The following is a 16,252-nucleotide window of genomic DNA, read 5'->3' on the forward strand; positions in this document are numbered from 1 at the left end:
GCGCGGCACCGTCCGGGGAGCCCGTGCGGCGCTGGTTTACTGGGCCGTGCGGCGCTTGCGCAGGTCCCAGGCCAGGATGATCGTGGAGGCAACCGCGGCCACGGTGGCGTACATGCCGAATGCGGGGACCGCCGGGCTGATCACGAAGACCACAATGACGGAGACCAGCACCGCGATGACGGCGGTCCGGGGCTGCTTGAGGTGTGCCAGGGCCTGGACGGGCACCGCGCCGAACACGGTCGCCACAATGTAGACCTGCATGACGTGCAGGATGGTCGGCGGGAGATTGGCAATGAACCACGTGCCGAAGAACCCGACGACGAGGACCAGCGAGGTCAGGTGCACCATCACGGCCCCGCTGATGGCTGACACCGGGGCCGGCCCGCCCCGTCGGGTGCCCGGGCGCGCCCCGATTGCCGTTTGTGCCGTCAGTGCGGCGGGGAGGAGCTTGTTGGCGATGTTGCCGATCATGAACGCCTGGTATATGGAAGACTCGCCGAGGATCGGGAAATACGTCACGGGCTCAATCATCCACAGGAAACCGAAGGCCCCGGCGACGGCCAGGAAGGCGGTGAGTACCTGGGCCGGGGTGGCACCCAGCCCGGCGAAGAACAGCAGGTAGGCCGGTGCGGCCAGCGAGATGGCGAGGCCAACGAGCATGGTCAGCCGTCCCCACCGGGACGTGGTCCGGTCGAACTCCCTGAGGCCGTCCCGCGTGGCTGCGGATATTCTCGGTGGTGCCTGGCATGGTCATGGCGTCCCCTTTCAGTGCGCGGTCGTGATGAAGTAGGCGACGGCGAGTCCGACGACTATCGAAATGCCCTGGGACCATTCGGTGACCCATTTCTTCCGGGTGGCCCGGGAGATGAAGATGCAGGCTGCCATGGCGCCGGCAGCGCCGAGGTAGGCGAAGATGTGTGTGCTTGAGATGGTGAACTGCTCAAGGCCCAGGGTGAAGAATGCGGCAAGCATCGCCGCGGCCGGAACGATGGCCAGCAGGGTCGGGTTGGTGTGCGTCAGCGCCGTGTTGCCCTTCATCAGAAGGGGCGTGAGGACCAGGGCGCCGATCATCCACATGGCCCCGCCCAGGCTGATGGCGGCGAAGGCGGCGATGGCACAGAGCCACAGGAATGGCTGGTTGGCAACGGCGAGCACAGCTCCGGCCGCCGTCTTCCCAAGCGTGGGGTGCGTCGATATCTCCCTGTAGGTAGGGCTGGCCTGTTGCCGTCAGCGTGGGCCGGCGGCGGCCGCAAGGGACCCGGCGTCGGCCGGTGAGGTGTGGGACTTCCTGTGGTGTTCGATCGTGGCGGTCCGGGTTGCCGCGTCGGTTTCCTTGTAGTCGTCCTGCACCCAGTCGAAACCGATCGCCTCGTGGAGGAGGAGGTCCGTTCCGGAGGCCAGCGCCACCAGGTTCCGGCACGGGGCGGTGTCGCCCGAGATCGTGACCGAGCGTCCGGGGCCGGGTTGGCGTTCGGCCCGTAGCCGGTGCCGTCAGGGATCCGGATGTCCTCGGCGGAAAAGATGCTGTGCGGGGAGTCCCGCAGGGAATCGAACATCCTGTCCGTGGTGTCAGCAGGGTAGGCGCGCAAAAGATGGCCGACCCTGGCAACGGTCCCGGCCGTCGGGGTGTCCGCGAAAAGCGGGGCAACGGTGGAGGCGGCCCGGGGGTTGACGGGTGGCAGGAGCACACGGTCACCGGGGCCGATGATGCCCACCGCCGGCCCGGCCGGCGGTCCCGCATCATCCAGCCGAACAGCAGGAGGTTCGGCAGGTCAACCGTGTGGTCTGAGTGGAGGTGGGTGAGGAAGACGGCCCGAAGGTCGTGCGGTTCAAGCCCGGCCTGCGCGCATTGCCCGCCTGCCCCGCGTCCGCAGTCCACGAGGTAGACGGCGTCGCCCACCACGACGGCGGTGGAAATGCCATGGCGGGCGGGCCTGCCGCCCCGGGACGGCCACCACCGCGGGCCTCCGGCGGTACCGAGCAGAACAACGCGTGGATTCAGGTCCGGCAAGGGATGTGCTCCTCAAGGGGACAGCTGGGATGTCTCCACTATGAGCTGCGCAACATATTATGAAAAACGAAACTGTTTCCAAACGATATTTGAGTAAATCAATGAATCAGGCAGTCACCCTTCGCAGCTCGAGTACTTCGTCGCGGTTGCCGAGGAAGGTTCGCTCGTCACCGCAGCCAGGCGCCTTCACATCACCCCGGGGTCGCTGTCCGTTGCGCTGAGCGGGCTCGAGCACGCTCTGGGCCTCCAGCCGCTGGTCCGCCGCCGGGCCAAGGGTGCCTCCCTCACTGCCGCGGGGCGCGATCTCATCGCGCTCACCCGGCACGTGCTGGGCGCCGCTGCGTCCCTTCAGACGGCGGCGGGGGACATCCGGGGCGAGCTGCCCGGTCCGCTCAACCTCGGCTGTTTCGACACGCTCTTCCCCTGGCCCATGCCGCTGGTCCTGGAACACTTCGCCCGACACCACCCGCGGGTTGGGACCATCCTGCACGAGGCGTCATCGGACGGCCTGCAGGCCCTGCTCCAGGGCGGCCAGCCCGATGCCGCCTTCATGTACCGCCTCCACGCCAGCGTCCCGCTGGAGAGCACCACGATCTCGGGGATGAGGCTCCAGCTCGTGTTGCCGGCAGGCCGCCGGCTTCCGCGCCAACATCAAGTGGAGGTCCCGCAACGTCGAAACCATCCGGGCCGTCGTCGGGCGGGGCCTGGCGTATTCGGTCATCATGGGCAGGCCGCTGGGTGACCGCACCTACCGCGGCGACCCGCTGGTCTACCAGGAGATCGCCGACGACCTCCCGGCCAACTCGCTCCAGCTCTTTTACCCGCCCGGCTCCCTGGGCAACGCCAAGGTGCGGGCGCTGCGGGATTTCAGCCGCGACGTCCTGGCCCGGAACGGTGCACCCATGACGGCACTTGCCGCCGAGCAGCCCTGCCGCGGGACTGCAGGAAGCCCGGGGACCGGCCGGCTACACCGCTTCGGGCCCCGTGGCCCCGAAGGCGGCGGAGACGACCCCGAGGAACCGTTCCAGCGCAGGCGAGGGGCGCATTTGGGCGGAGCGGATCAGGGCCGGCCGCAGCGGCGCCACCCCGCCGGCCACCTCAGCGATCCGCACACCCGGCGTAAAGGGGCCCACCAGGTCCATCGGCATCAGGCCCACCCCGATGCCCGCCGCAACCAGGGGCAGCGTGGTCTGCAAGGTGGAGACGTACTGCACCCGGGCCGGCCTGAACCCCTCCCTGCGCCAGAGCTCGTCCGCCAGCTCGGCCAGCCCGGGGAAACCCGGCACGGCCTCCGGGATGATCCAGGCGTCCTGCGCAAAGGAGGCAGCGTCCACGGGACCGCCGGCCTGCTCCCGGTCCAGGGGCGTCACCAGCCCGAGCGGCATCTCGGCCAGCGGCTCAACGACCAGCGACGGGTAGGCGGCCGCCACGGATGCGGTATCCGTCGGCGCAATGAACCCGACGTCGGCGCCGCCGTCGGCAACCAGGTTCAGCACACGCAGCGGCTGCGGATCGGACAGCAGGACCTCCACTTCCGGCGCCTCCACACGGAAGCGCTTGAGCAGCGGGGGCAGCAGCGACCAGGAGATCGAGGGCACGCACGCTATCCGCAGCCGCCCTCCCAGCCCCTGCCCGATCCGTTGGACCGACTCCCCGACCCGCTCGGACCACCGCAGCAGGTCCCGCCCCTGTTCCGCCAGCAAACGCCCTGCGGCCGTGGGCTCGACCCCGCGCGGCAGGCGCTGCAGCAGTTCCGTCCCCACCTCGCGTTCCAGGGCCTGGATCGCCTGGCTCAGCGGCGGCTGCGTCATGTGCAGCCGGCGCGCGGCCAGGGAGACGGACCCTTCCTCCACCACGGCCAGAAAATATTCGAGTCTTCGCAGGTTCATAGTCGCATTTTATATGGGGTTAGGCGGTAATTGATATTTGTCATATGCATATCCCTGCCCCAAGCTGATAGTGATTCACAACACACCAACTTGTCTTAGCGGAGGTCCCATGAGCCGTGCCCCATCCATCACCCGCCGAACAGCCATCGCGCTGGCCGGCCTGTGCGTGGTCCTGCCCATCGCCGGGTGCGGCGTGGGCATGGGCAGCGCGAAAGTCCTTGGCGCAGGCGATCCGATCAAGGTCGGCGTCATCCCCGTGGCGGACTTCGCGCCCGTCTACATCGCCCAGGAGGAAGGCTACTTCAAGGACGAAGGCCTGAACGTCCAAACCCAGGTCATGCAGAACGCCGCCGCCATCGCCCCCTCCGTGATCAACGGCCAGCTTCAGTTCGGCACCGCTGCAATCACGCCGTTCCTGGCTGCGGTCCAAAAGGGGCTGCCGCTCAAGGCCGTCGCCAACGGCTCCTCGATCGCGGCAAACCCGGCCCTGGACCCCTCCGCACTCGTCGTCGCCAAGGGCAGCACCATCAAGGGCCCCCGCGACCTCGAAGGCCACACCGTCGCGGTGAATGCCCTCGGTTCCATCGTCCACGTTGTCGCGGCGGCTGCCATCAAGAAGGACGGCGGCGATCCCTCGAAGGTCACCTTCGTGGCCATGCCGTTCCCCGACATGATCCCGGCGCTCCACCGCGGAGCCATTGACGCCGCGTCGCTGGTTGAGCCGTTCCAGGTCAAGGCCGTCGCCACGGGTGCCCGGGTGATCGCCCACCCGTATTCGGCCAGCCTGACCCCGGACGGCACGTTTACGGTGATCTTCACCGCCGGCCCGTTTGCGGAGAAGAACCCGGAGACCGTCAAAAAATTCCAACGGGCCATGGACCGGGCCAGCCTGCTCGCGGCCAGCCACCCGGAAAAGGTGGGGCAGGTCCTGGCGAAATACGGCAAGCTTCCGCCGGAGGTCTTCGCCAAGATGCGGGTGCCGATGTACACCGACAAAATGAGCATCCCCGCCATCGAAAACACGGCAAAACTCATGCAGGAACTGGGCTTTTTGCCCGGACCCGTTGACGTCAAAGGAGCCGTCTGGCCATGACCACCAACACCACCGTCCTTGACTCCGGGGCGGCCCTCCGCCCCTCCCCTCCACAGGCACGACGGCGGCGCCACCCGGCCGCCACGTCCGCCGGCCGCTTCGTGCTGGGAGCCGGCACCGTCGTCCTCGCACTCGCGTTCTGGGAGGTCCTCTCCCGCACCGGCGCCCTGCCGCCCGACGCGATCCCGCCGGCGTCCGCGGTGCTCGCGGAGTTCGCCGCACAGCTCTTCCTGCCGGCGTTCTGGGCCTCGCTCTGGGCCACACTCTCCGTGGCGCTTCTGGGCCTGGTGCTGATCATCGTGATCGCCACGCCGCTGGCCCTGTTGATCGGGCTGGTGAAGCCTTTCGCGGAGTCGACCTGGTTCCTCGTGGAGTTTCTCAAGCCCATCCCGCCCGTCGCCCTGATCCCCCTGGGCCTGCTGCTCTGGGGTCCCAGCCCGGGAATGAAACTGTTTTTGATCGTCCTCGGTGCCCTCTGGCCGCTGCTCACGCAGCTGGTCTACGGCGTGAAGGAGGTCAACGGCGTCGCCACCGACATGGCCCGCAGCTACCGCCTCGGCTGGTGGCTCACCACCTCCCGCCTGGTGGCGCCGTCCATCCTTCCGTTCGCGCTGACCGGCCTGCGCATTTCCGCGGCCATCGCCATCATCGTCGCCGTCGTCACCGAAATGATCGGCGGCGCCACGGGCCTGGGCCAAGGCATCGTCGTTGCCCAATCGGCCGGCGCCCTTACCCAAATGTACGCGCTGATCCTCGCCGCCGGCCTGCTGGGCCTGGGCCTCAACGCGGCCTTCCGGGCAGCCGAAAAGCCCCTGCTGTTCTGGCACCCGTCCATGCGCGAGGAGGCGTCCCGATGACCACCACCCGCGCCGCGGCACGCGCCGTCACCCAGACCGCCACCCGCGCCACAACCCGCCCGCATCCCCTGCGGCTGCTCGCACTGCGCACCTGGCTGCCAGTTGTCCTGATCGTTTGGTGGTGGCTCGCCTCCGCCGGCAGCAGGTCGCTGTACTTCCCGCCACTGTCCACCATCCTCGAGACGCTTCAGCACGACTGGCTGGGCCCCGGCCTGACGGCAAACCTCCTCCCCAGCCTGGGCAAGTTCCTGGCCGGCTTCCTGATCGCCGCCGCCTGCGGGATCGTATTCGGGCTGCTGATCGGCATGTCGCGCACCCTCGCCGCCGCCGTCGAACCGATCGTGCAGTTCCTGCGCTCCCTGCCACCGCCGGTGCTGCTGCCGATCGGGATCCTCGTGTTCGGCATCGGCGCCCCCATGAACATCGCCATCATCGCCTTCGGCGCCGTCTGGCCCACCCTACTCAACACGATCGACGGCGTCCGGTCGCTGGACTCCCAGGTCCGGGACATGTCCCGCTCCTACCGGCTGACCCTGGGCCAGCGGGTGCGCTACATCGTCGTGCCCAACGCGGGGCCGCAGATCTTCGCCGGCCTGCGCACCACGCTGCAGATCTCCATAATCCTGATCGTCGTCTCCGAAATGGTCGCTTCCGTCAACGGGATCGGCTACTACCTGCTCAACTCCCAACAAACCTTCGCCGTCCCCCAGACCTGGGCCGGAACCCTGCTCCTCGGGGCCCTGGGCTACGTCGCCAACCTTCTCTTCCTGCGCATCGAGTCCCGCGTCCTGCGCTGGCACTCCGGGATGCGCGCAGCCTCCGGAAAGGACGCCTGACATGACCACCCAACCCACCACCACCGAGCCCAACCCCGAGGCGCCCAACCCCGCGGCCCCCGCCACACCGCCCTTCGGCGACGTCCTCCTCGAACTGGAACAACTGCGCAAAAGCTACGGATCCACCCAGATCCTCGACGGCGTCGACCTCTCCGTGCGCAGGGGCGAATTCGTGTGCATCGTGGGCCCTTCCGGCTCCGGAAAAACCACGCTCCTGAAATGCATGGCCGGCCTGCTCGATCCCAGCGGCGGCCGCACCGTCTTCGAAGGTGAGACCGTCACGGAGCCGCCGGCCAAGCTCGCCGTCGTCTTCCAGGACTACTCCCGCTCACTGCTGCCATGGATGACCGTGGCCGCCAACATCGGGCTCCCGCTGAAAAACAAGCTGCCCAAGGCCGGGCGCCCGGCACGGATCGAGGAAGTCCTGCGCGCCGTCGGCCTGTCCGGGAAGGGCGGCCTGTACCCCTGGCAGATGTCCGGGGGCATGCAACAACGTGCCGCCATCGCCCGCGGGCTGGCCTACCAGCCCGACGTCCTGCTCATGGACGAGCCCTTCGCCGCCGTCGACGCCCAGACCCGCATCGAGCTGGAGGACCTTGTGCTGCGCGTCCGCCAGGACTTCGACACCACGGTCATCTTTGTCACCCACGACATCGACGAGGCCGTCTACCTCGGCGACCGCGTCATTATCCTCTCCGGGGCACCCACCAAGGTCACCCGCAACATCACCGTCGACCTCCCCCGCCCCCGCGACCAGCGGGACACCAAGCTGCTGCCCGACTACGCACGGCTCCGCGCGGAGGTCTTCGAACTCATCCAGGCCGCCCAATCCCACGCCTCCATCGCCTAGCACCCCTCGAGGAAAATCCCCATGGCACACCTCCCCCTCACGGCCGAGCAGGCCGCCCTGCACCGCACCCGCGTCACCCTCCTGGGCACGGCCGGCGGCCCGCCCTGGTGGGACGGCTCGGACCGGGCCGGCATCTCCACCGTCATCTCCGTCGGCGACGAGCACTACCTCATCGACTGCGGCGAGGGCTGGGGCCCGCAATTCCGCAAGTCCGGCCTGGGACCCGCCGGCTTCCAAAAGGGCCTGGACAACCTCCGCGGCGTCTTCATCACCCACCACCACTCCGACCACATGATCGACTACCCCAACCTGCTGCTGCTGGCCTGGCACAACGGCTCCGACGGGCTCAAGCAGCCCATCCAGGTGGTGGGCCCGGGCGACCGCGGCGCGCTTCCCCCGATCTTCGCCGAGGAAAGGCGCGAACACCTTCCCGAGGTGTTCAACCCCGATTCCCCCACCCCCGGCCTCGTCGAATCCACGCAACGCCTCCTGCAGGCCTACTCCATGGACATCAACGACCGCATGCGCGACAACGCCAAGCAGGACCTGCGCGAGATCTTTGAATTCCACGACATTGAACTGCCCGGCGGCACCGGCCACGACCCGAACGGAAACCCGTCCCCGGCCATGGAACCCTTCGAGGTCTACCGCGACGAGAACATCAGGGTCACCGCGATCCTCGTGGACCACCGGCCGATCTTCCCCGCCTTCGCCTTCCGCTTCGAAACCCCCGACGGCGCCATCGTCGTCTCCGGGGACACCGGCGTGTGCCAGAACCTGGTGACCATCTCCCAGGGAGCCGACATCCTGCTCCACGAGTGCATCGACATGGACTGGGTCGACGGGCTCATGGGCCCCGACTCCCCCAAGCCGGACCCCAACCTGATGCAGCACATGCTCGCCGCCCACACCGCCATCGAAGAGGTCGGACCCCAGGCCGGGAAGGCCGGCGTCGACACCCTCGTACTCACCCACCTGGTCCCCGGCAACACGCCCGTCGAAAAGTGGGAAAAGGCGGGCGTCGGCTTCTCCGGCACCCTCGTCGTCGGCGAGGACCTCATGGCCTTCGGCCTCGGCGCACCCGACGGGCCCCCACGGACCGGAGGCGCGTAGCTGCAGCGCGCACGTGCCCTGCGCCGATGGTGCAGGGCACGGACACCCGCCTACACTGGAGACACATGTCACATTCAGGCACCACACTTCCAGCGGGATTCACCCGGTTTTCAACCGACGGCCTGCCGAGCGGGCGGCGCATCCCCCAGTGGGAACGCCACAACGCCCGTGCCCTGGTTGGCCTCGCGGCGGCCACCGACGGTGCGGCAGGGCTTCGTGCCACGGAACTGAACCTCTCCCTGCCGCGGCTCGGCCTGGCCAGGGTCACGGGAACGGCCCACCGGGTGTCCCGGGACGAGGCGCAGGTCGCCGCCCACCCGGCCGGCGGGATCGTCGCCTACCTCGCGGTCCGGGGTGCCGGGCGCTTCATGCACCGCGGCGGCACCGAAACGGTGGCCCCCGGGCAGGGCCTGCTGATCGACGCCGACCAGCCCTTCGAGCGGGACTTCGCCGAGGGCCTCACCGAGCTGGCCGTCAAGGTGCCCCGCGGCGTCCTGGCCGGCGCCGCGTACCTGGCCCAACCACGCTTGTTCGAGTTCGGCGGTTCCGCCGACGCGCCCGGCGCCCGGCTCGCCGCGGCCGCCGGCAGCGCCCTGTCCGGACGCCCTGCACCCTGGGACGCCCTCGAGGACACACTCATCGGGCTCGTCACCGAACTCCTCACGGACGGGCCCGCCGCCGGGCACCTGGAGGCAGCCGAGGCCTTCATCCGCACCCACTACCGGCGCCGGGAACTGTCCGTCCCCGGCATCGCCACGGCCATCGGCCTGTCCGAACGCCAGCTCTCCCGCGTTTTCGCCGCCTCGGGACGCAGCGTGCCCCAGGCAATCCTCGCCGCCAGGCTCGAGGGCGCCCGCCGGCTGCTCGGCACCGCGGCACTGGGCCACCTTCCCATCTCCGACATCGCGAGCCGGTGCGGATTCTCCTCCCAGGCCCAGTTCGCCCGCAGCTACCGGGACCTGTTCGGCGTGCCGCCCCTGCGACACCGGCGCGAGCTCCTCGCCACACCATAGCCGCCCTGCAGTGGACGCTTTTTTGTGTTTTTCCGCCATGATCGCCCTCTCCCTGCCGTGAGACGCCGCTCACACCCATGATTGATTCAACCCCGCCGGCCGAGCAGCCGGCCAACAACAAGGAGTTCCCATGGTTGTCTTCAACGACGGCGTCGCCGAGACACAAACGCCGGACACCACGCTCGTGGAGACCGACGTCCTGATCGTCGGTTCCGGCCCCGCCGGCTCGTCCGCGGCCCTCTTCCTGTCCTCGCTGGGCGTGGCGAACATCATGATCACCAAGTACCGCTGGACGGCCAACACGCCGCGGGCGCACATCACCAACCAGCGCACCATGGAGATCTTCCGCGACCTCGGGATCGAGGAACAGGTCCTGGCCGAGGCCACCCCCCACGCGATGATCGGGGACACCGTCTTCTGCACGTCGATCGCCGGCGACGAGATCGGGCGGATCCTCACCTGGGGCAACCACCCGGCACGCCATGCGGACTACGAGCTCGCCTCCCCGTCGCTGAACTGCGACATCCCGCAGACGTACCTGGAGCCGATCCTGGTCAAGAACGCGACCATGCGCGGCACGCAGGCCCAGTTCTCCACCGAATACCTCTCCCACACCCAGGACGACGACGGCGTCTCCGTGCGCGTGCTCAACCGGCTCTCCGGCCACGCGTACACGATCCGCGCGAAGTACCTCATCGGGGCCGACGGGGCCCGCTCGAAGGTCGCCGCCGACGTCGGCCTTCCCCTGGAGGGAAAGATGGACATCGCCGGGTCGATGAACATCACCTTCAAGGCCGACCTGGCCAAACTGGTGGGCCACCGCCCCTCCGTCCTGTACTGGGTGGTCCAGCCCGGTTCCAACATCGGCGGGATCGGCGCCGGACTGGTCCGCATGGTCCGACCGTGGAACGAATGGCTCATCGTCTGGGGATTCGACATCTCCCAGGGCACGCCCGAGGTCACCCGGGAGGACGCACTGCAGGTGATCCGCAACCTGATCGGCGTCCCCGACCTGGAGGCCGAGATCACCGGCATCTCGCTGTGGGGCAACAACGAGCAGTACGCCACCACCCTGCAGTCCGGCCGGGTCTTCTGTGCCGGTGACGCCGTCCACAAGCATCCGCCGAGCAATGGGCTGGGCTCGAACACGTCCATCCAGGACTCCTACAACCTGGCGTGGAAAATCGCCGCCGTGCTCAACGGGCAGGCCCCGGCCGGCCTGCTCGAGACCTACACTGCCGAGCGTGCGCCGGTGGCGAAGCAGATCGTCACCCGCGCCAACCAGTCCGGGCGCGAGTTTGTGAAGCTCTTCGACGCCCTGGGCCTCACCGCAGGGCAAAGCGAGGCCGAGATGCTCGCTGCCATCGAATCGCGGAAGGACAACACGGCCGCGGGCGCCGCCAAGCGCGCCGCGATCCGCGAGGCGATGGAAATCAAGAACTACGAGTTCAACGCGCACGGCGTGGAGCTGGGCCAGTACTACCGCTCGGCCGCCATCGCCTCCGACGGCACGGAACGGCCCGTGCCGGCGCGCGACGCCGAGCTGTACTACGAACCGTCCACCCATCCCGGTGTCCGCCTGCCCCATGCGTGGGTGGGCGACTGGACCCGGAAGTTCTCAACGCACGACCTCGCCCCGTACGGCCGGTTCACGCTCTTCACCGGCATCACCGGCACGGCCTGGGACGGCGCCGCCCGGAAGGTCTCCGCCCAGCTCGGGGTCCCGGTCAAGGCGGTGGTGATCGGCCCCGGGCAGGAGGTCACGGACCTGTATTTCGACTGGGAGCGCCTGCGCGGCGTGGCCGAGGACGGTGCCGTCCTGGTCCGGCCCGACAAGCACGTAGGCTGGCGTTCGCAGGGCCTGCCGGCCGATCCGGAAGCCGCACTGCAAGGCGCCATCTCAACCATCCTGGGCAACGGAGACAAATCATGAAGCTGACATTCGAACACACCACCCTGGGCCAGCGGGTGCTCTTCGGTTCCGGCCAGGCCGCAGACCTGGTGGCCGCGGAGGCCGCCCGGCTCGGCGCCGGCAAGGCCATGGTCATCGCCTCCGACTTCGAGATGGCGATGGCCCGCACCGTCGCGGCCGGAATCGACGTGGCGCTGTGGCACAGCGGGGTGGTGATGCACGTACCGCTCGAGACGGCCCAGGCCGCCCGCACGGCCGCGGAAGAGGCCGGCGTCGACCTCATCGTGTGCGTGGGCGGCGGGTCCACCACCGGGCTGGCCAAGGCGGTTGCCCTGACCACCGGCTTGCCGATCCTCGCGGTCCCGACCACCTATGCCGGCTCGGAGGCCACGAACGTGTGGGGGCTGACGGAGGCGTCCCGCAAGACCACCGGGGTCGATGACAAGGTGCTGCCGGTGACGGTTGTCTACGACGCCGAACTCACCCTCTCCCTGCCCGTGGAGATGTCCGTGGCCTCCGGGCTGAACGGCATGGCGCACTGCATCGACTCGCTCTGGGGCCCGCGGGCGGACCCGATCAACGCGGCCATGGCCTCCGAAGGCATCCGCGCGCTCAGCCGGGGGCTGCCGGCGATCGTTGCCGAACCGGCAGGACTGCCCGGCCGCGAGCAGGCCCTCTACGGGGCGTACCTTTCCGCCGTCGCATTCGCCTCGGCCGGATCCGGCATGCACCACAAGATCTGCCATGTGCTCGGCGGGACGTTCAACCTCCCCCACGCCCAGACCCATGCCGCCGTGCTGCCCTACGTCCTCGCGTTCAACGGCCCGGCCGCGCCCGAAGCCCGGGCCCGCATCGCGGCGGCCTTCGGCTCCGACACCGCACTGGGCGGGCTGCAGGAGCTGCGCGGGAGGCTTGATGCACCCAAGGCACTGAAGGACTACGGCTTCACCGCCGCGGACATCCCCGAAGCCGTGGCGGTGGCCCTGCCCGCCATCCCGGCCAACAACCCCCGCCCGGTCACCGCCGCGAACCTGACCGCGCTGCTCACCGCCGCACTTAACGGCGACGACCCCAAAACCCTTTCCGACCAGTTCCAGGAGGAACCACGATGAGCCAGAACTCCCCTTCCACCGCCGAAGGCGCGGCAGCCACCGCCGCAGCCACAGCACAGGCCGCCGTCGAGGAGCGCCTCACCGGGAACGTCCTCCGGTCGTTCCAGGACTGCGCGAATCCGCGGCTGAAACAACTCATGGAGTCGCTGGTCACCCACCTGCACGCGTTCATCCGCGATGTCCGGCTGACCGAGAAGGAATGGGACGCCGCCATCGCGTTCCTCACCGCCGCCGGGCACATCACCGACGACAAGCGCCAGGAATTCATCCTGCTCTCCGACGTGCTGGGCGCCTCGATGCAGACCATCAACGTCAACAACGCCGCCTACAAGGACGCCACCGAGGCCACCGTCTTTGGCCCGTTCTTCGTCGACGACGCCCCCGAGATCCCCCGCGGCGGCGACATCGCCGGCGGGGCGGCCGGTGAACCATGCTGGATCGAAGGCACGGTCCGGGACACCGACGGCAACCCCGTATCCGGCGCGCGGATCGAAGTCTGGGAAGCCGACGAAGACGGGTTCTACGACGTCCAGTACACCGACGGCCGCGTCGCCGGTCGGGCACACCTGTTCTCTGACACGGACGGCAACTACAACTTCTGGGGCCTGACCCCGACACCGTACCCGATCCCGCACGACGGTCCCGTCGGGAAGATGCTCGAAGCCACCGGCCGGTCCCCCATGCGCGCGTCCCACCTGCACTTCATGGTCACCGCCCCCGGCCTGCGCACCCTGGTCACGCATATCTTCGTCACCGGCGACAAATTGCTCAAGTACGACACCGTGTTCGGCGTCAAGGAATCGCTGATCAAGGACTTCGTGCCGCAACCCGCCGGGACGCCGACGCCCGACGGGCGCGAACTGGGCAATGACGTCTGGGCCCGTGCCCGGTTCGACATCGTCCTCGCCCCCGCCACCGCATAGGCCCGCCGGTCCCGGGCCGGCCGCCGGACCGGCCGGCGCCCGCGTCCACCCCGGGATCGTCCACCCCGGGATCGTCCACCCAGGGAACCCCTACCCAGGGAACCGCCGCACAGTTGCCGCGCGGCAGGAACGTCGTGGGCATGGGGGTCCTGCACGTCGGGGCGGCCACGGCCGCGGGCTGGGTCGACGATGACAGTGCCATTTCGCTCCGTGGATTCCTCGTGGACCACAGGCACGAGGGCCACGGCTACGGGACGAAGGCGGCGCTGGCCGCCGTCGGGCTTGCCCGGGACATCGCCGCCGAGCTGGGGCTGCCGGCGAACGGCGTTGTTCTTGGTGTCAACGAGCGCAATGGTGCGGGCCGGGCGGCCTATCTCAAGTCCGGATTCGTTGACCGCGGACGGTACCTGGGCGGCCGCTCGGGACCCCAGCACATCATGTTCCGGCCGTTTCCACCCGCGGCCGACTGCGTTTGGGTGCCGTGTCGCCAGTTGGACCTGGCCATCACGGTGGTGTATTCCCGGTCACGGCAGTTGGGGCCCGGCTCCCGGATGCACGAACCCTGACATCTCCGCTGCTTCCAGCCAGGCAGCCTGCAATTCCGCGCGGGCGTCCGGCATGATCATCTTTTCGAACACGGCACGCTCCCAGGAGCAGGCCGGCGGCCGGTGCTCCCAGGCCTCAATGAGGGCCAATCGTGCTTTCTCGTAGCGGGGGGACGAGATGGTCCGGTAGGTGCCGTCGGGCCCGGGGATATTAAGCCCCGGGACAGTGGGCCCGGCGAGGCAGGCCCCGTCACCCTGGCCAGGGACCGTGCCTGGATTTTCCATGCCTGCAACCAAAGCAGGATAGCTGTGTGCCACGACTGGGACCTACGATTCAATGACGGAGCCACGCTGAATATCCTATGAACAGGCTATGGACGTCAATGCAGGATCGCACGAGTGGCGGGTACCCGTCTTTTGCGGCTTAGAGTGGCGCGAAAGGCGGGCCGTACTTGCTTTTTTGCAAGTACTGCCGGCAGTAGATGCACCCTGCCCGGCAAGGCGGCAGTCAGCCCCATTCCCGGGCGGGAATCCCGCACGGCCGGATATGCTCGACGCATGACCCCCGATGACCACCTCGCAGCGCTGGCCGGCAGCCTCGAGCGTCTCATGACGATTGCGCGCCAGCCCGGCGGATTGCCCGCCCGCCCCGTTCCGGCCTGCCCCGACTGGACGCTCGGGCAACTTTTCGGGCACCTCGGGTCAATCGAACGCTGGGCGGCGAACATCGTTCAAACAGGGACATACGTCGAGGAACCGGCCCCGCCGGCAACGGGCGCCGCGGCATGGTTCCTCGACGGCACGGGCCCCTTCCTCGCCGCGATGGGAGCCCTCGACCCCGAGGCGCCGTGCTGGAACTTTGGCCCGCCGCCGCGCAAGGCCGGTTTCTGGCTTCGGCGCCAGGCACACGAACACGCCATCCACCTGGTCGACGCTTCCCTCGCCTCGGGTGTGGACGTGCCGGGATTCGCGGATGGCTTCATGGTCGACGGGGTTGACGAGGTCCTGGCCATGTTCGCCCCACGCCAGCTCCGGCTCAAGCGCATGCCGCCCCCGGACGGGGCCGTGGCCTTCCACGTCCCCGGGGCCACCGGCTGGACACTCGGCGAAGGGCCCGTCACTGCCTCGATCACCGCCCCGGTGCGGGAAATGTACCTTGGCCTTTGGGGCCGCTGGAACCTGGCCGGAAGCGCGGCCGTCGACGGTGACGCGGACCTGGCACGCCGGGTCCTGCACGGCCCGCTCACACCGTGAGCGGGAGCACCCCGGCGCCCCGGCCCGGGTGCAGGCCTCAGTGGAGGTGGCTGCCGCCGTTGATGTCGACCGTGGTGCCGGTGAGGTAGGCGGCATCCTCGGAGGACAGGAACGTAATGACGGCGGCGACCTCCTCGGTGGTGGCGGTCCGTCCCACGGGAATGTCGCGGGCGATCGCCGCTTCCTGGTCATCGGTGCTGCCGACCCGGATGTTGGTGTCCACGGCGCCGGGCGTAATGGCATTGACCGTCACCCCCGAGTCCCCAAGTTCGCGGGCCAGCGCCTTGGTGAAGCCGAGGATCGCAGCCTTGGCCGAGGAATAGGGGACCTTGCCGAACACGCCGCCGCCGCGCTGGGCGGAGACGGAGGACATGTTCACGATGCGGCCCCATCCGGCGTCGATCATTTCCGGAAGGAACGCCTTGGTGACGAGGTAGGTGCCGGTGGCGTTGACGGCCATGATCCTGTTCCACAGTTCCAGGGTGGTCTCCAGGAACGGCACCGGCGAGGTGATCCCGGCAATGTTGACCACGGCGCCGACCACGGGCAGGTTGCCGGCTGCCAACTCGGCGCTGACGGCACCGTGGGCGGCAGCAACCGAGTCCTCACTGGCGACGTCGACGGCATGGCCGAAGGCGGGGACATCAAATTCGTTGCCGACTTCCCTGGCAATTTTGGCCGACTTCTCGCCGTCGAGGTCCAGGATGGCCACGGCCCACCCCTCACGGGCGTAGCGGCGGGCGGCGGCCAGGCCGATGCCCCGCTCGGACGTGGCTCCGGTCAGGACGGCGGTGCGCTGGATGGAGTTGGACATGATTCTCCTTGAAGGTTGGGCGAAACTGGA

The 16,252-nt window shown here is 68.8% G+C and carries 16 protein-coding genes and 2 pseudogenes; 12 read left to right on the forward strand and 6 right to left on the reverse strand.

All coding sequences use genetic code 11. The features are described from left to right. Positions 1 to 36 precede the first annotated feature (36 nt). From MMF96_RS14135 to MMF96_RS19940, 4 genes and pseudogenes are all read right to left on the reverse strand, one after another. On the reverse strand, positions 37 to 660 hold the full coding sequence (locus MMF96_RS14135) for a hypothetical protein (RefSeq protein WP_256883905.1): 624 nt from the start codon (positions 658 to 660) through the stop codon (positions 37 to 39). A 105-nt stretch (positions 661 to 765) separates the two neighbouring features. Continuing rightward, entirely contained in the window at positions 766 to 1,155 is a 390-nt protein-coding gene (locus tag MMF96_RS14140) for a DUF5058 family protein (protein ID WP_256883906.1), read from the reverse strand. Positions 1,156 to 1,227: 72 nt separating this feature from the next. After that, complete coding sequence (locus MMF96_RS14145; RefSeq protein ID WP_256883907.1) at positions 1,228 to 1,407, reverse strand: hypothetical protein; 180 nt, start codon at positions 1,405 to 1,407, stop codon at positions 1,228 to 1,230. Between the two features lie 361 nt (positions 1,408 to 1,768). Then, positions 1,769 to 1,903 (reverse strand): annotated as a pseudogene (locus tag MMF96_RS19940) (MBL fold metallo-hydrolase); the annotation flags it as partial. Positions 1,904 to 2,108: 205 nt separating this feature from the next. Here MMF96_RS19940 and MMF96_RS19945 point away from each other — a divergent pair. Continuing rightward, positions 2,109 to 2,835, forward strand: a pseudogene (locus MMF96_RS19945) (LysR family transcriptional regulator); the annotation flags it as partial. Between the two features lie 141 nt (positions 2,836 to 2,976). On the opposite strand, the gene MMF96_RS14155 reads toward MMF96_RS19945, so the two are convergent. Continuing rightward, positions 2,977 to 3,900, reverse strand: coding sequence for a LysR family transcriptional regulator (locus MMF96_RS14155; RefSeq protein ID WP_256883909.1), 924 nt, complete (start codon positions 3,898 to 3,900; stop codon positions 2,977 to 2,979). A 109-nt stretch (positions 3,901 to 4,009) separates the two neighbouring features. On the opposite strand from MMF96_RS14155, the gene MMF96_RS14160 reads away from it, so the two are divergent. The 11 genes from MMF96_RS14160 (at position 4,010) to MMF96_RS14210 (ending at position 15,408) form a co-directional block, all read left to right on the forward strand. After that, positions 4,010 to 4,993, forward strand: a complete 984-nt coding sequence (locus MMF96_RS14160; protein ID WP_176616047.1) for an ABC transporter substrate-binding protein — start codon at positions 4,010 to 4,012, stop codon at positions 4,991 to 4,993. Continuing rightward, positions 4,990 to 5,850 (forward strand): ABC transporter permease, encoded by an 861-nt coding sequence (locus MMF96_RS14165; protein WP_176616046.1) that lies wholly within the window; start codon positions 4,990 to 4,992, stop codon positions 5,848 to 5,850. The genes MMF96_RS14160 and MMF96_RS14165 overlap by 4 nt, the downstream gene beginning before the upstream one ends. Next, positions 5,847 to 6,686 carry an ABC transporter permease gene (locus MMF96_RS14170; protein ID WP_176616045.1) on the forward strand — a complete coding sequence of 280 codons (840 nt, stop codon included), beginning with the start codon at positions 5,847 to 5,849 and terminating at the stop codon, positions 6,684 to 6,686. Before MMF96_RS14165 ends, MMF96_RS14170 begins: the two co-directional genes overlap by 4 nt. Before the next feature lies 1 nt (position 6,687). Further along, positions 6,688 to 7,536 carry an ABC transporter ATP-binding protein gene (locus tag MMF96_RS14175; protein ID WP_256883910.1) on the forward strand — a complete coding sequence of 283 codons (849 nt, stop codon included), beginning with the start codon at positions 6,688 to 6,690 and terminating at the stop codon, positions 7,534 to 7,536. Positions 7,537 to 7,557: 21 nt separating this feature from the next. Next, positions 7,558 to 8,649, forward strand: a complete 1,092-nt coding sequence (locus MMF96_RS14180) for an MBL fold metallo-hydrolase (protein ID WP_176616043.1) — start codon at positions 7,558 to 7,560, stop codon at positions 8,647 to 8,649. A gap of 65 nt (positions 8,650 to 8,714) precedes the next feature. Beyond that, positions 8,715 to 9,662: an AraC family transcriptional regulator gene (locus MMF96_RS14185; RefSeq protein WP_176616042.1), complete on the forward strand. Its 948-nt coding sequence runs from the start codon at positions 8,715 to 8,717 to the stop codon at positions 9,660 to 9,662. A gap of 130 nt (positions 9,663 to 9,792) precedes the next feature. Beyond that, positions 9,793 to 11,595, forward strand: coding sequence for an FAD-dependent monooxygenase (locus MMF96_RS14190; protein WP_176616041.1), 1,803 nt, complete (start codon positions 9,793 to 9,795; stop codon positions 11,593 to 11,595). Then, positions 11,592 to 12,686 (forward strand): maleylacetate reductase, encoded by a 1,095-nt coding sequence (locus tag MMF96_RS14195; protein WP_176616040.1) that lies wholly within the window; start codon positions 11,592 to 11,594, stop codon positions 12,684 to 12,686. The genes MMF96_RS14190 and MMF96_RS14195 overlap by 4 nt, the downstream gene beginning before the upstream one ends. Then, positions 12,683 to 13,609, forward strand: coding sequence for a dioxygenase (locus tag MMF96_RS14200; RefSeq protein ID WP_176616039.1), 927 nt, complete (start codon positions 12,683 to 12,685; stop codon positions 13,607 to 13,609). The genes MMF96_RS14195 and MMF96_RS14200 overlap by 4 nt, the downstream gene beginning before the upstream one ends. Positions 13,610 to 13,743: 134 nt before the next feature. Continuing rightward, complete coding sequence (locus MMF96_RS14205; RefSeq protein WP_256883911.1) at positions 13,744 to 14,175, forward strand: GNAT family N-acetyltransferase; 432 nt, start codon at positions 13,744 to 13,746, stop codon at positions 14,173 to 14,175. 537 nt (positions 14,176 to 14,712) lie between these two features. After that, positions 14,713 to 15,408, forward strand: a complete 696-nt coding sequence (locus MMF96_RS14210) for a maleylpyruvate isomerase family mycothiol-dependent enzyme (protein WP_176616037.1) — start codon at positions 14,713 to 14,715, stop codon at positions 15,406 to 15,408. Positions 15,409 to 15,445: 37 nt separating this feature from the next. On the opposite strand, the gene MMF96_RS14215 is transcribed toward MMF96_RS14210, so the two are convergent. Beyond that, the gene (locus MMF96_RS14215; protein WP_176616036.1) at positions 15,446 to 16,222 is read right to left on the reverse strand and encodes an SDR family NAD(P)-dependent oxidoreductase; all 777 of its coding nucleotides are present in this window, start codon (positions 16,220 to 16,222) and stop codon (positions 15,446 to 15,448) included. Positions 16,223 to 16,252: the final 30 nt, after the last annotated feature.

It is taken from the genome of Arthrobacter sp. STN4 (genome assembly GCF_024539665.1).
GTDB lineage: Bacteria > Actinomycetota > Actinomycetes > Actinomycetales > Micrococcaceae > Specibacter.

Coding starts and splice junctions, on each gene's coding strand:
- MMF96_RS14135 (WP_256883905.1), bottom strand. CDS start 660: ATGCTCGTTGGCCTCGCCATCTCGCTGGCCGCACCGGCCTACCTGCTG.
- MMF96_RS14155 (WP_256883909.1), bottom strand. CDS start 3,900: ATGAACCTGCGAAGACTCGAATATTTTCTGGCCGTGGTGGAGGAAGGG.
- MMF96_RS14160 (WP_176616047.1), top strand. CDS start 4,010: ATGAGCCGTGCCCCATCCATCACCCGCCGAACAGCCATCGCGCTGGCC.
- MMF96_RS14165 (WP_176616046.1), top strand. CDS start 4,990: ATGACCACCAACACCACCGTCCTTGACTCCGGGGCGGCCCTCCGCCCC.
- MMF96_RS14170 (WP_176616045.1), top strand. CDS start 5,847: ATGACCACCACCCGCGCCGCGGCACGCGCCGTCACCCAGACCGCCACC.
- MMF96_RS14175 (WP_256883910.1), top strand. CDS start 6,688: ATGACCACCCAACCCACCACCACCGAGCCCAACCCCGAGGCGCCCAAC.
- MMF96_RS14180 (WP_176616043.1), top strand. CDS start 7,558: ATGGCACACCTCCCCCTCACGGCCGAGCAGGCCGCCCTGCACCGCACC.
- MMF96_RS14185 (WP_176616042.1), top strand. CDS start 8,715: ATGTCACATTCAGGCACCACACTTCCAGCGGGATTCACCCGGTTTTCA.
- MMF96_RS14190 (WP_176616041.1), top strand. CDS start 9,793: ATGGTTGTCTTCAACGACGGCGTCGCCGAGACACAAACGCCGGACACC.
- MMF96_RS14195 (WP_176616040.1), top strand. CDS start 11,592: ATGAAGCTGACATTCGAACACACCACCCTGGGCCAGCGGGTGCTCTTC.
- MMF96_RS14200 (WP_176616039.1), top strand. CDS start 12,683: ATGAGCCAGAACTCCCCTTCCACCGCCGAAGGCGCGGCAGCCACCGCC.
- MMF96_RS14210 (WP_176616037.1), top strand. CDS start 14,713: ATGACCCCCGATGACCACCTCGCAGCGCTGGCCGGCAGCCTCGAGCGT.
- MMF96_RS14215 (WP_176616036.1), bottom strand. CDS start 16,222: ATGTCCAACTCCATCCAGCGCACCGCCGTCCTGACCGGAGCCACGTCC.